Raw genomic sequence first — 14,053 nt, forward strand, 5'->3', positions numbered from 1 at the left:
GGTCGGCACCTACGCGCAGAACGCGTTCCTGGGCAGCCCCGCGCACGGGCGCTCCATGCTCGCCTGCGCGGTGAGCGGCGCCAGGTCGAGACCGGTGCGCTGCGGATAGGCCGCGTCCGGGATCGGGCACGGGCCGAAGCCCGCCGCGCACACCAACTCGCCGAAGAGCAGATGGTCGTCGCCGACCCCGGCACCCTCACCGCAGGGCGGACCGTCCACCGTGCGGCTCTGGATCGACGCCGGGTCGCTGGTGAGGGCGGCGCCGTCGGTCCCGTGGTTCCCGACGAAGCAGTTGTGCGGCGCCGTCGTCGACTCGTTGGCGAGGTCCGCGTTGGTCGGGTTGCCGAAGAAGCCGTTGCGGCCGAACTCGTTGGCCGCCACCAGGTTCCCGTAGGACGTGAAGACGCAGACGCCGGGCAGCTGCGTCCCGCCCTGGCAGGTGCTCAGCGGCGGCGGTGTCTCGCTGTCCGGGAAGTCGTGCAGGACGACGCCCCAACTGCCCTGCTGCTGGATCCGGTTGCCGCGGATCGTGTCGCCGTGGCCGCCCGAGATCTCGATGCCGGCGCCGATCGCGCCCGCCAGCCCGGAGAGCGGGGAGTTCGGGTTGTTGTTGTCGTGGATGAAGTTGCGCTCGATGAAGGTGCACGATCGCTGCGGTGCGCCGGGGCAGCTGCCGTTCTGGGGCGGGGGCGCGTCGTCGTTGTTGAGCGAGTTGGCCACGATCCCGCTGCGGTTGTGGTCGAACTCGGAGTCCTTGATGGTGTAGCCGCCCGAGTTGGTACCGGAGAAGCCGATCGCCGAGTTCTGCCCGTGCGCGTCGAGGAGCGTCACCCCGCAGATGTCGCGGCACGCGCCCACGTAGTAGTCGGAGTCGCCCATGTTGGACGCGTAGGTGTGCGCGATCTCCGCCGGGCCCGTCGCGTTGGACGCGAAGATGCCGTACTGCGCCATGGACGCGTTCGGGTCGGCCGCGCCGAAGCCGGACGTCGCGGTCAGGTAGGCGCCGTGGTAGCCGTGCAGGCCGATCTGCCCGCTGCCGTCGCCGCCGTTCCACCAGATCTCGTTGCCGCCGCTGCCGTCGGCACCGGAGAGGTAGTTGCAGACGGTGAGGTTCTCGATCGAGACGTCGTCGGCCTTGGAGACGACAACGCCGCTGCGACCGGTGGTGTCCTGCAGCGCCGGGTCGGCCGGGCAGGGCTGCGCCGCGCTGCCGTTGCTGCCGTCGACGACCACCCGGTTGCGGTCGAGCCCGCGGAGGTGGACGCCGGGGGTGGTGATCAGCACGCCGGCCTCGGCGGTGGCCTTCTCGTGGTACACGCCGGGCCAGACCAGCACCCAGTCACCGCCGCGTGCGGCGTCGACCGCGGCCTGGATGGTCCCGTACTGCTGCGCGGCGCCGCTCGGGCAGGCTGCGGTGCTGCCGTTGCACACGAGCAGCACCTGCGGGCCTCCCCGCTCGTACGCGGCCGCCGCCGGGGCGAGTCCGCCCGCCGCCAGCGCCAGCGTTCCGAGCAGCGCCATCAGGGGTCTGGTGCGGCGGGGAACCGGTCTCTGTCTCACAGCAATCCTCCATCGGATCAATTGATCTGACGCAGCGTCAGATCAATTCAGCCTCCGGCCCGTCCGAGGGGGAGTCAATCAGCCACGCAGAGCCGTTCCGGCGAACCGCCCTCCCCCGAAACCGCAGGTGACAGGCCGTCGCCGCGGTCGCCCACGAAGGCGTCGCGCGCGTAGGGACGGCTCCGACAAGATTCGCGAGCGGACCCTGGCGCATGTCGCCACATACCCGCACCCGCTCACCCGACAGGATGAAGACAAAGACGCTCGTCACCAGGCACGAAGGACACCGATGACCCTCCGCGAGATCGAGCCCGGCAACCGGGGCTTCCTCTACCTCAACTCCCACCCCGGGGGCTGCGCCGCCGTCGTCGACGAGCTCTGGGAGCGCACCCCTGCACCCACCGATACCGCACCCACCGACACCGCACCCACCGACACCGCACGCACCCGCCCGGCGGCCGCGGACCCGGCCGCCGCGGACGGGCCCGTCGCCCTGATCATCGGCTCCAGCGCCGGCTACGGCCTCGCCGCGACCGTCGCCGCGCTGCGCACGTACGGCATGCGCGGGCTCGGCATCGCCTTCGAGGCCCCCGAGACCGAACGCCGCACCGCCTCCGCCGGCTGGTACCGGACGGCCCGCGCGGCGGAGCTCGCCGGGACGGACGGCGGCTTCGCGTTCCTCAACGCGGACGCCTTCTCCGCCGCCGCCAAGGACGAGGCGCTCGACCATCTCGCCACCCGGTACGGCAAGGTCGACTACCTCGTCTACAGCGTCGCCGCGCCCCGCCGCACCGACCCCGGCACCGGCGAGGTCCACCACTCCGTGATCAAGCCCCTGGGCTCCGCCTACCGGGCCAAGACCCTGCAGTTCGACGGCGACACCCCGCTCGTCGGCTCACTCGAACTCGCGCCCGCCGCCGACCCGGAACGCGACGCGACCGTGCAGGTCATGGGCGGCGTCGACTGGAAGCTGTGGATCGACGCCCTGACGGACCGCGGCCTCGTCGGGGACGGCTTCCACACGGTGGCCCTGACCTACGTCGGCTCCGACCTCACCGCGCCGATCTACCGGGCCGGCACCATCGGCGCGGCCAAGCGGCACCTGGAGGACACCGCCCGCCGCCTCCAGCAGGACCTCGCCCCGCTCGGCGGCCGGGCCCACACCGTGGTCGCCGGCGCGGCCGTCACCCAGGCCTCCACGGCCATCCCGTCCATCGCCCTCTACACCAGCCTCCTGCACGCCGTCCTCGGCGACGGCTTCCAGAGCACCGCCCAGCAGGCCACCGCCCTGTGGCAGCAGCTCACCGGCGCGGCACCGCTGCAGCTCGACGAGGAGCAGCGGATCCGCCTCGACGGCTGGGAGATGGACGACAAGGTGCAGGCCGCCGTCCACGAACGCTGGGCCGCCGCGACCACCGACACCCTGCCCGAACTCGCCGACACCGCCTGGTTCCGGGCCCAGGTCGGCCGCCTCTACGGCTGGGACGTCCCCGGCACCGACTACACCGCCCCGGCCGAGACGACGGTGCCATGGCCGACCGTCGACTGACGTTCCGTCAGGAACCCGTGTGCTCACCGTCGGCGGCGGCGAGCTTGCCGGCGATGGACGCGCCGAGGTCGGACATGGTCCGGCGGAAGGCGGCTTCGAGGTCCACGTCGTAGTGGTGGGCGAGGATCAGCACCGACCAGAGGCAGTCGGCGAGTTCGTGCTCCAGCGCCGGCCGGCCACCGGGGACGTCGCGCACGCCCTCCTCGGCCATGACGAGCTTGGCCAGATCGCCGACGTCCCCGACGAATCCGAGCATGAAGTCGCCGCGCGTCCACGTCCGGCCGCGCTCACGGCGGTTCAGCTCGTCATAGAGGTCGTGGACGCGGAGCGCCTGACGCTTCAGCTCCTCAAGGTTCATCGGTCTCTCCCCCGTCGACCCGATCAGGGAGTCGACCCTCGTCCCCGGCCGCGCGGTTGTCAACCGACCGCGCGGCCGGTGAGCAGGCAGAGGTTCAAACGCTCCGCGTGTGACCGGCCTCGCGATCGGGGTGCGCCGCCGCGGCCTCCGTGACGGTACAGTGCCGGCTCCACAGCACGGGGGAAGGGCCTGAGGATGGAACTCACGCGTCGGGAGAGGCGCTGGCTGGTCGCGGCGGGCGTGGCAGCGGCCGGAGTCGCGGCGTGCTACGTCTGGGGCGATCCCTACCCGTTGCCGTACAAGGTGCGGGACGCCTCGGTGCTGGGCCCGATCGCCGTGGACGACCCGCGCGTCGGCGCGGTGTCGGTCGGCTCCGACGGCCACACGGTCTCTCTCCACGTCGACTGGGGCGGCTGCGACTACCGGCCCGACCTGGTCGCCCACGAAGCGGCCGACCGGGTCACGATCGTCCTGAAACGCCGCGATGCCTCCGGCCCGGACATCGGCTGCGAGGACGGCGGTGCGGCCCGGCTGAGCACGCACCTGGCCCGGCCGCTCGGCAGCCGTGCGCTGGTCGACGGCGTCACGGGCGAACCGGTTCCCGCCGCCAAGGGCTGACACCTGGGCAGCGGCGTCAGAGATCCGCAAGCGCCGGTTCCTTCGAGGCGTGGAGCAGCAGGTCGCGCAGGGCCGTCGCCGTGTCCGTCGGGTCGGTGGGGGTGAGGACGACCTGGTCGACGGTCGTCGACGGGCCGGTGAGGGGGATGATGCGCAGTCCCGGCGGCTCGTGGTCGAGGGCGGACTCGACGGTGATGCCGATGCCCGCGCCCGCCGCGACGTGGGCGGCGATGGCCTGCACGCTGTCGGCGGTCCTGATGATGCGGAGGTCGGCTCCGCCGATCTGAAAGGCGGCCAGGAGGCGGTCGCAGAGGCCGCTGTTGATCTGGTGGGGCCAGGTGAGCAGGTCGGTGGTGGAGAGCTCGGCCGCGCTCAACTCGGCGTGCCCGGCGAGGGGGTGGGCGGCGGGGACGAGTGCCACGAAGCGTTCGGTGGAGAGCACCCTCGCGCGAACGCCGTTGATGCCGCCGGCCGCCCAGCCGATGCCCAGGCCGATCGTCTCGGCGCGCAGGGCGGTGAGCTGGGCCGTGGTCGGCATGCACTCCGGCACGATCGTCACGTCGGGGAACCGGTCGCGCAGTTGCGGGAGGCAGCGCAACAGGAGCTGCTGGCCGGTGTATTCGGCGTGGGCGACGACGAGAGTGGTGCGAGCCCGGTCGCCGGCGGCCAGGGCGCGTCCGCGCTGCTGGAAGCGGCGCAGCTGGGCGAGGGTGGCCCGGGCGTCGGGCAGCAGCGCTTCGCCGAGGTCGGTCAGTGTCACCCGTCGGCTGGTGCGGTGGAACAGCCGGCCGCCCAGAGCGCTCTCCAGCCGTCGGACGGCGTCGCTGACGGTGGGCTGCCCGCGGTGCAGGCGTGCGGCGGCGCGACCGAAGTGGAGTTCTTCCGCGACCGCGACGAATGCTTCGAGTTCGATCCTGTCCACGGGGCCAGGCTAGCGCGATCGATCGGCGGGGCCGATCGCTGCATGCCGGAGTTCGGCGTTGATGCCGTGCCGCGGGCAGGCTGTGATGGTGGGGCAAGCAGGGCTTCCCCACGAACGGAAGTAGTGAACAGTCATGACAGTCAACAGCGTTGACCGTGAGCACGATGCACCGACCGTCACCGTCACGGTGGTCTACCACTCGGTGCACGGGCACACCCGGGTGCTGGCCGAGCACCTCGCGGACGGGGCCCGGGTGGTGCCGGGCGCGCAGGTGCACGTCGTCGAGATCCGGGCGGAGGACGTCACGGCGGGCCGCTGGCGCGATCCGGAGGTGATGGCGCTGCTCGGCCGCTCCGACGCGATCGTCTTCGGCAGCCCGACCCTGATGGGCAGTGTGTCGGCGGTGTTCAAGGCGTTCATGGAGGCGGCGTTCACCCCGTTCACGACGCAGGCGTGGAAGGACAAGCTGGCCGGCGCGTTCACCATGTCCGCCTCGCAGAGCGGCGACAAGCTGACGGTCCTGGAGCAACTGGCGGTCTTCGGTGCCCAGATGGGCATGCAGTGGGTCGGCGTCGGCGACATGCCGGGCAACAACTGGAGCGGCGGCACCCGCGACGACGTCAACCGGCTGGGCTCGTGGCTCGGCCTGATGAGCCAGAGTCACGCCGACCTGGGCCCGGAGCAGGCCGGATCGCGCGGCGACCTGATCACGGCGGAGCGCTACGGCGAGCGGATCGCGCGGCTGGCGCAGCGCTGGGTCAACGCGGTGCCGTACGAGACGCCCCGGATGACCGAGCACGAGGCCCGCGACCTGTCGGCCGCCCTCCGGGCGACGGCCGCCGCCTGACCTGGTCGTTCCGCCCCTCGCCGGCTTCGGGGCGCGCCCGGCCCACGGCCGTGAAAAGCCGTTGGCCGGGGGCACCCCGCGTGGAACGATCACCGCATGACCGACGACAGCGCCGCCATCCGCCGTCTGTGGGGCCGCCTCCTGTACGAGCAGCAGGCCGAACCGCTCGTGTGGGCGGAGGCGGTCCTGCGGGCCTCCGGTCGCCCGCAGGCCGCCGTCGCCGCGGCGATGTCCGGCCGGACCGACGCCCTCGACGGGGCCGACCCCGCGTTCCTGTTGTTCCGTACGGTCGGCAAGCTCTCCGCCAACCTGTGCCGCAACGCGCTCTACGACGAGGACGTCGGCGAGCGGATCGGCCTGCTCGCCCTGCGGCTCGCCGGGCTCGAACCCTCGCTCGCGGGGCCGCTCGGGGACGCGCTCGGCCACCTGCCCGACGGGCCGGCCTCCCTGGTCACCGTCCACGCCGCCGAGCTGCGGGCGGGCCGCACTGCCCGCATCCGGGCGATCGACGCGCTGCTGCAGTGGGCCGAACTCGGCCACCCGCAGGCCCTCGCGGCCCTGCACGACGTCGCCTCCGACCACCGCACGCAGGACGTCACCGTCTGGACGAAGGCCCTCAACCGGATCGCCCTCTTCGGTGACGCGGACCTCGAACCGGGCCTCCTGCGGGCCGTTGCCGACACCGGGCACCGCGGGGTGCGGTGGTCCGCGGTCGCCTGTGGCGAACTCGGGTTCCGGAGCGCCGTCCCACTGATCACCGCCCTGCTGGAACACCCCGACCCGCAAACCCGCGAGGGCGCCTGCGAGGCACTCGGCCTCCTCGGGGCCGGGACCGCCGTCCCCGCCCTCGCCACCCGGCTGAACGACGACAACGGGTGGGTCCGCACCGCGGCCGCCCGCGCCCTCGGCGACATCGGCGGCGACGACGCACTCGCCGCGCTCTGGCAGACCATGCTGGAGCGCCGGAACCCGAAGGCCGGTCACCTCGCCGCGGCCATAGCCGCCTTCGGCCCGGCAGTCGTCGACGATCTGATCGCCCTCACCACCGACCCCGACCCGGACCTGCGCGCCCTGGTCTGTCGTGCCCTCGGCTCCACCGCCGACGACCGCGCGCTGCCGGTGCTGGAGCGCCTCGTGGCCCACGACCCCGCCAGGACCACGCTCGGCGGCCTGGTCGCGACCGCCGCCAAACAGGGCCTGCGCACCGCGCACCGCATGCGCCGGGCGGACTCGGCCGCCGGCCCGGCCCCCGGCCCGACCACCGATCCGGCTACCGGATGACGAGCAGCCGGGTGCCCGGCACCAGCTTCCGGTTGACGGACGTCGACTGCACGAACACGGTGTACGACGGGTTCTCCCCCGGCTTCACCGTGACCTCCGACTGCGGCAGGCCCAGGAGCTGACGGGCCGCCGGGCCCGAGAACACCCGGCCCGTCATCTTGCCGGTGGCCGGGTCCTTCTCCGCCACGGCGAGTTGCTTGGAGCCCTGGATCTTCTCGCGCTTGGACAGCTCGTAGAAGGCGCAGCCGGTCTTGTACTCGTGCCCGGAGCGGGTGACGAACTCGCGGATCTGCACCTGCTCGTCGACCGGGATCAGCGTGTACTTGCCGGCGTCCAGGGCGTCGAGGCTGGCCTTCACGTCGGCCGTGCTCAGGTCCTGGCCCATGGTGAACAGGTTCTTCGTGCCGCGCACACCCTGCTCGCGCCCGCGCAGGAAGCTCGTGGCGGCCGACTTGACGGTGCCGATGGCCTCCTCGACGCCCTTGCTGGAGTCCGCGTCCCAGATCGCGATGTTGCCCGCCGGGAACCCGTACCCCTGGGCGGTGCGCTTGGCCAGGGAGTTCGGCACCAGGATCGCCGAGGTCCAGTGGTCGGGCAGGTCGTCCATGGCCTGCCGGATCCGGTCCGTCCACGAGCGCAGGACGGCGGCACCCTCGGTGGCGTTCATGCGGATGTGCATCTGCCCGTTCTCCGAGCAGCCGGAGGCGTTCTCCTCGCCGTCGGTGACGACGACCTGGAGGAACGAGTGCTCCCCGTAGCCCTCCCAGATGTTCTTCAGGTCGTCGAAGGACTTCACGGCCGCCTCGATCAGCGCCGTCGCACCGTTGTCGACCTGGTAGAGGCCCTTGAGCGACGGCAGGTGCTTGACGTCCATGTCCCAGACCAGGTTCTGCACCTCGTGGTCGAACGCGTAGAGGCTGATCCGCGTCTCGTGCCCGAGCCGGTCCGACTCCTCCTGCAGCCCCTTCACGAACTCGTCCACCACCCGCACGAGTTGCCCCTCGTGCTGGCGCATCGAACCGGACTTGTCGACCACGAGCGACACGTGGTTGACCTTGTGCTTGATCCTGTTCACAGCCATGGTCCTACCCCTCTCCCGACGCCTCTCCGGCGCCCCCTCCGACGTTGGTTCCACACTATGGAGAGGCACTGACAATGACGCTCCGACCTGCGGTTCCACGGATTCTGACGACCCGTACACCCTGCGCCGGCGCCGCTGCCGACGCCCGTGTTGACGCGACGTCGACGTCCTGTGCACGTCAGCGCGGTTTCCTCGCCCGGTCCGGTTCCCGTTCGGGAGCCGCCGGAAAGGACACGTCAGTGCACACCTCCGCACCACCACGGCCTCGGCGCCGACCACCGGGTCTGCTCCGCGGCATGGCCGTCCTCCTGTCGACGGCCCTGCTGTCCGCGGTCGCCCAGACCGTGGCGACGCCCGCGCAGTCCGCCGCGGCCGATCCCAACCCGGACGCCCATCCGGTGGTGATCTCGATGGGCGACAGCTTCATCTCCGGCGAGGGCGGGCGATGGGCCGGGAACGCCAAGACGGATGATTCGGGCTTCTGGGGGACGGACCAGTCCACCTCCGTCTACAAGAACATCCCCCGGGCGGACGGCAGCACCGTCGACACCTCGTACGACACCGGGGGGAACAAGTGTGACCGTTCCACCATGGCCGAGATCACCGGCGTCCGGATCCCGAACAGCCCGGACCCCGAGCGCATCAACCTGGCCTGCTCCGGAGCGATCACGGACAACATCATCTCGGCGGATCCGAAGTGGAAGGAGCCCACGTCACAGGCCGATCAACTCGCCGCGATCGCGGCGGACAAGAACCGGCGCATCAAGATGATCGTGGTGTCGATCGGCGGGAACGACGTCCACTTCTCGGACATCATCAGCAGTTGTGCCCTCGCCTACGCGACGAACCTCCAGTCTCCCTGCAGCGCGCCGGACGGTTCCACCAACAAGACCTTCCAGAGTGACCTCGCGAAGCTCCAGGGCAAGGTCGAGAACGCCCTGATCGCGGTCAAGAAGGCCATGGCGGCCGGCAACTACCCCGCCGACTCGTATCAACTCGTCCTGCAGTCCTATCCCAGTGTCCTGCCGCCATCGAGCCTGATGCGTGATCCCGAGGGCAACCTCGCCAGGTGGCCACGCTGGAACTACGGTGGCTGCCCCTTCAAGGACAAGGACGTCGACTGGGCGCGGGAAGGGGTCATCCAGGCCCTGTCCTCGGCGCTGACCACGGCGGCAGCCGATCAGCGAGCCTCGTTCGTCGACCTCGGCCGACTCTTCCAAGGCCACGAACTGTGCAGCAAGGATGCCAAGCAGGCCACCAAGGACAACGCGGCGAACCCCATCGCCGCGCGCGACGCGGAGTGGGTCCGCTGGATCCCGTACCTGCCTTTCTGGGCGAGCCCGCAGCGGGGTGACATCCAGGAGGCCATCCACCCGAACTCGTTCGGGCAGCAGGCCCAGCAGAAGTGCCTCAACTACGTCGCCGCCCAGCTCCTCGACCCCAAATCGCCGCCCTCGGGGCCACAGTCATTCGGGTGCGTCGCGGCCGGCCCCGGCAGCGACGCGGTGAACGGGTACCGCAACACCCCCAACACCCCCGCGACCAACTCCTACGGCTGGCCCTACTACGAGAGCCTCAAGACCGCCTCGAACCCGATGTGGATGAACAACGTCGAGGACTCCGCCCCGCTGGGCTCGCTGTCGATCCCCGGCACGCACGAGACCATGTCCCACTACGGCGGTGACGCCGTCACCACGCAGGAGTGGGACAACGATCAACAGACGTCCCTCGTCGACCAGTTGAACGCCGGCATCCGGTCGATCGACATCCGGGTCGACCCCGACGGCGACAGCGCGGACGACAAGCTCTGGTTGTGGCACGGGATCATGGGCCAGCACGCGGCGTTCGGCTTCGGTGTGCTCGACCCGCTGACCAAGTGGCTCGACGCGCACCCCACCGAGACGGTGCTGCTCAGCCTCAAGACCGAGAACACCGTCTACAAGACCGTGTGGCCGGACCTCCCGGACGACTGCGGCATCGTCGGTGCGCACCGGCCCTGCGGTCCGCGGCTGCCGCAGAAGACGGAGCTGTCCACCGCCGAGACGCAGCAGCTGATGGGCGACGAGTTCCAGAAGTACGTGGACCGCTACCAGCGGTACTTCTGGACGCCTTCGGTCACGCGCGGCCAGTCGGCCGACACGCCGCTGCTCGGCCAGGTGCGCGGGCGGATCGTGCTCAACTCCTTCCGCGGCCCGCACGGCGGCCTGTACGGCGAGTGGGGGCTGAAGACGGCCTCGGTGGACGCCCGCGTCCAGAACGACTACGACATCCCGACCGTCGCCGACATCAAGCCCAAGTGGGACAAGGTCCTCGCGCACCTGACGAAGACGCGCGCGGACACCGACAACACCGCCCTCTACTTCAACTACCTGACCGGGGCCAGCGCCGGCGCCTACCCGTACAGCGTGGCCGGCGGCGCCGGGGGCACGTGGGGCGTCAACCACTGGGCCTGGGACTACTTCAAGAACTCCGACACCGGCGGCCGCACCGGCGTCATGATGATGGACTATCCCGGCGGCGAGCTGATCTCCCAGATCATCGGACACAACACGTCCGTCACGCTCACCCCCGCCGGCGGCGAGTCCGGCCAGCACAGCACGGACAACCGGGACTGGAGCGTCGGCCCCGGCGAGATCCGCAGCATGGTCACCAACAAGTGCCTGGACGTCGACCTGGGCAGCACCAACGGCCAGGCGGACGGCGCCAAGGTGCAGCAGTGGGGCTGCGGCGGCAGCAGGAACCAGCAGTGGACCCTGGACGACCAGTCCCGGGTGGTCAACGCCAACAGCGGCAAGTGCCTGGACGTCGACGTCCCCAGCGGCACCGTGCAGCAGTGGGGCTGCGGCCCGAACCCCAACCAGAAGTGGACCCACGCCGGGACGTGGCTGCGCAACCAGGCCACCCAGAAGTGCCTGGCGGTCACCGACGGCAACGACGGCTCGCGCGCCGTCCAGGTGGACTGCGGCGAGTCCCCGGTGGGCTCCGCCACCGACGCGGGCGACCCGTTCGACGCCACCCCGGACGACCGGCGGGCCAAGCCCGCCGCCTCCGGCGACTGCCGCCCGGACGGGATGACGCCCAGCCCGGGCGCCCGCTACTGCGACGTGTACGACACCAGCGGCCGGGAGTGGCTCGGCGGCCGGAACAAGCGCGTCGTCGGGTACTTCACCGGCTGGCGCACCGGCGCCAACGGCGAGCCGCGCTACCTCGTCAAGAACATCCCCTGGTCGAAGGTCAGTCACGTCAACTACGCCTTCGCCTCGGTCGGCCAGGACAACCGGATCGCCGTCGGTGACGAGGCGACCAAGACGACCTGGCCCGGTGTGGCGGGCGCCGAGATGGACCCGTCCCTCCCGTACCAGGGCCACTTCAACCTCCTCACCCGGTACAAGCGCCAGCACCCGCAGGTGAAGACGCTGATCTCGGTCGGCGGCTGGGCCCAGACCCAGGGCTTCTACACCATGGCCACCAACGCCGACGGCTCGGTCAACCAAGCCGGGATCAACACCTTCGCGGACTCCGTCGCCGCCTTCCTGAACCAGTACGGCTTCGACGGCGTCGACATCGACTACGAGTACCCGGCCTCGCTCCAGAACTCCGGCAACCCCAACGACCAGGGCATCGCCAACCCCCGCCGGGCCGGCCTCCAGGCGGGCTACGTCGCGCTGATGAAGACGCTGCGCGCCAAGCTCGACCAGTCCGGTGCCGCCAACAGCCGCTACTTCCTGCTGACCTCGGCGGCCTCGTCCTCCGGGTACCTGGTGCGCGGCGAGGAGAACCAGCAGGCCTTGCAGTACCAGGACTTCGTCAACGTGATGTCCTACGACCTGCACGGCTCGTGGAACAGCTACGTCGGCCCGCAGGCGCCGCTGTACGACAGCGGCCAGGACAACGAGATGGCCGCCGCCGGGATCTACAACGACACCGACCCGAACACCAAGGACTACCAGAAGACCGGCTACTTCAACACCGACTGGGCCTACCACTACTACCGGGGCGCGCTGCAGGCCGGCCGCATCAACATCGGCGTCCCGTACTACACCCGCGGCTGGCAGGGCGTCACGGGCGGCACCAAGGGCCTGTGGGGCACCGCCGAGGGCGACCAGTCCAAATGCCAGCCGGGCACCGGGCTCGCCCAGAAGTGCGGCAACGGCGCCACCGGCATCGACAACGTGTGGCACGACACCGACGTCATGGGCAACGAGGTCGGGGCCGGCTCGAACCCGCTGTGGCACGCCAAGAACCTCCAGGACGGGATCCGGCCGGGCTACCTCCCGGACTACAGGGTGAACCCGAACCAGCAGGTCGGCGGCTACGAGCGGAACTTCGACCCGGCCACCCAGTCGACCTGGCTCTGGAACGACGCCAAGAAGGTCTTCATCTCCACCGAGGACGACCAGTCGATCAAGGCCAAGGCCCAGTACATCGCCGACAACGGCATCGGCGGCGCGATGATCTGGGAGCTCGGCGGCGACTACACCAAGCGCTCCAACGGCGAGTGGGGCATGGGCTACGACATGACCACCCTCGTCGACCAGACCCTGCGCGGCTCCGGCGCGCCCGGCGCGGTGCGCAGCGACCAGGCGCTCCCGCAGCAGACCCTGGACGTCAAGGCCGAGCTCGCGGACTTCCCGTCCGACAACGCGCAGCTGTGGCCGATGCAGCCCAAGCTGCGGATCACCAACAACACCGGCCAGACCCTCCCGGCCGGTACCGAGCTGTCCTTCGACATCCCGACGTCCACTCCCCCGCTGATCAAGGACGAGGCCTGGCACGAGATGACCGGCGCCGTGGCGCCCGGCCGGACCGGCCCGAACGTCGGCGGCCTGAAGGCGGACTTCCACCGGGTGACGATCAGGCTCGGGTACTGCGAGGACGTCCCGGCCGGGAAGGCGCGGGACATCGGGATCAAGTACTACCTGCCGATCACCGGCCCGGCCAACTTCAAGATCAAGGTGAACGGCACGGAGTACGGGCTCGCCCAGGACGCCCGCAAGGGCACCACCCCGGCCACGCTGGGCGCCACCGGCGGCTCGTCCTGCCAGGCCGAGCCCTGGGACCCGGCCCGCACCTACAACCCGGCCTTCGCGCCGTTCGCCCTGTGGAAGACCGGCGACCTCTGGAAGATCCAGGACTTCAACAGCGGTAACGTGATCGACCACCCGGGCAGCTGGACCACCGCCCACCTGGTCGACTCGCAGAACGGCAACGCCAACCAGCTCTGGAACGTCAGCGAGGAGGGCGGCGCCGGCTGGTACCGGATCAAGAGCACGACCAGCGGCCACGAGCAGTGCCTCGGCGCAGACCAGCGCCTCGGCAGCCTCACGGTGCGCGACTGCGACTGGAGCAACGGCCAGTGGTGGCGCTTCCTCGACGCCCAGGGCAACGCCTTCAGCGGCGGCGTCCCGAAGGACGGCAGCGCGTACGGGCTGACCTCCTACGCCGGCTTCGTCGCCGAGCCCAGGAACAGCGGCGTGCAGCCCGGCACGGCCATCGTCGCGGGCGACCCGGACGGCGCCACGCGGACCGTGGTCTCGTACAACGGCTACTACTGGAAGGCGCGGTGGTGGACCAAGGGCCCCGACAACCACGGGACCCCGAACACCAGTGACCCGTCCGACAGCTGGTCGCGCCTCGGCCCGACGGGCTGAGCCCGACCCGCACGACCTGCACGACCTGTGAGACCTGCACGACCTGTGAGACTCGTGAGACCTGCGAGACCTGTGACCCGTGGGGGCCCCAACCCCCCCCTGCGGGCCCCCCGCCGGTAGGAGGGGGGGGGGCCGCCCGGTGCGCCCCCCGGCGGGTCCGCCCGCCCCCCCGGCCGAGGTCGGCGG

9 protein-coding genes are annotated in these 14,053 nt (G+C 71.0%); 5 read left to right on the top strand and 4 right to left on the bottom strand.

Annotated features, from left to right (window positions below; genetic code table 11):
* Positions 1-9 precede the first annotated feature (9 nt).
* A complete protein-coding gene (locus tag ACFXDE_RS13210; RefSeq protein WP_380493731.1) occupies positions 10-1,521 on the bottom strand; it encodes a hypothetical protein in 1,512 nt (503 codons plus the stop codon).
* Between the two features lie 328 nt (positions 1,522-1,849).
* On the opposite strand from ACFXDE_RS13210, the gene ACFXDE_RS13215 reads away from it, so the two are divergent.
* Entirely contained in the window at positions 1,850-3,109 is a 1,260-nt protein-coding gene (locus ACFXDE_RS13215; protein ID WP_380493733.1) for an enoyl-[acyl-carrier-protein] reductase FabV, read from the top strand.
* Positions 3,110-3,116: 7 nt separating this feature from the next.
* Here ACFXDE_RS13215 and ACFXDE_RS13220 read toward each other — a convergent pair whose 3' ends face one another.
* Positions 3,117-3,467, bottom strand: a complete 351-nt coding sequence (locus ACFXDE_RS13220) for a MazG nucleotide pyrophosphohydrolase domain-containing protein (protein WP_380493735.1) — start codon at positions 3,465-3,467, stop codon at positions 3,117-3,119.
* Positions 3,468-3,662: 195 nt separating this feature from the next.
* On the opposite strand from ACFXDE_RS13220, the gene ACFXDE_RS13225 reads away from it, so the two are divergent.
* Positions 3,663-4,085, top strand: coding sequence for a hypothetical protein (locus ACFXDE_RS13225; protein WP_380493737.1), 423 nt, complete (start codon positions 3,663-3,665; stop codon positions 4,083-4,085).
* Positions 4,086-4,101: 16 nt separating this feature from the next.
* Here the strand turns inward: ACFXDE_RS13225 and ACFXDE_RS13230 are convergent, their stop codons facing one another.
* A complete protein-coding gene (locus ACFXDE_RS13230) occupies positions 4,102-5,007 on the bottom strand; it encodes a LysR family transcriptional regulator (RefSeq protein WP_380493739.1) in 906 nt (301 codons plus the stop codon).
* Between the two features lie 133 nt (positions 5,008-5,140).
* Here ACFXDE_RS13230 and ACFXDE_RS13235 point away from each other — a divergent pair, with 133 nt between their 5' ends.
* Both ACFXDE_RS13235 and ACFXDE_RS13240 read left to right on the top strand, forming a co-directional pair.
* Entirely contained in the window at positions 5,141-5,854 is a 714-nt protein-coding gene (locus ACFXDE_RS13235) for a flavodoxin family protein (protein WP_380493741.1), read from the top strand.
* A 96-nt stretch (positions 5,855-5,950) separates the two neighbouring features.
* A complete protein-coding gene (locus tag ACFXDE_RS13240) occupies positions 5,951-7,135 on the top strand; it encodes a HEAT repeat domain-containing protein (protein WP_380493743.1) in 1,185 nt (394 codons plus the stop codon).
* Here ACFXDE_RS13240 and ACFXDE_RS13245 read toward each other — a convergent pair.
* Positions 7,125-8,216, bottom strand: coding sequence for a VWA domain-containing protein (locus ACFXDE_RS13245; protein ID WP_380493745.1), 1,092 nt, complete (start codon positions 8,214-8,216; stop codon positions 7,125-7,127). The two genes, ACFXDE_RS13240 and ACFXDE_RS13245, sit on opposite strands and share 11 nt — an antisense overlap.
* 296 nt (positions 8,217-8,512) lie before the next feature.
* On the opposite strand from ACFXDE_RS13245, the gene ACFXDE_RS13250 reads away from it, so the two are divergent.
* Positions 8,513-13,867, top strand: coding sequence for a glycosyl hydrolase family 18 protein (locus tag ACFXDE_RS13250; RefSeq protein ID WP_380493747.1), 5,355 nt, complete (start codon positions 8,513-8,515; stop codon positions 13,865-13,867).
* The last annotated feature ends 186 nt before the right edge of the window (positions 13,868-14,053 follow it).

Source organism: Kitasatospora sp. NPDC059408, from assembly GCF_042751525.1.
Lineage (GTDB): Bacteria > Actinomycetota > Actinomycetes > Streptomycetales > Streptomycetaceae > Kitasatospora.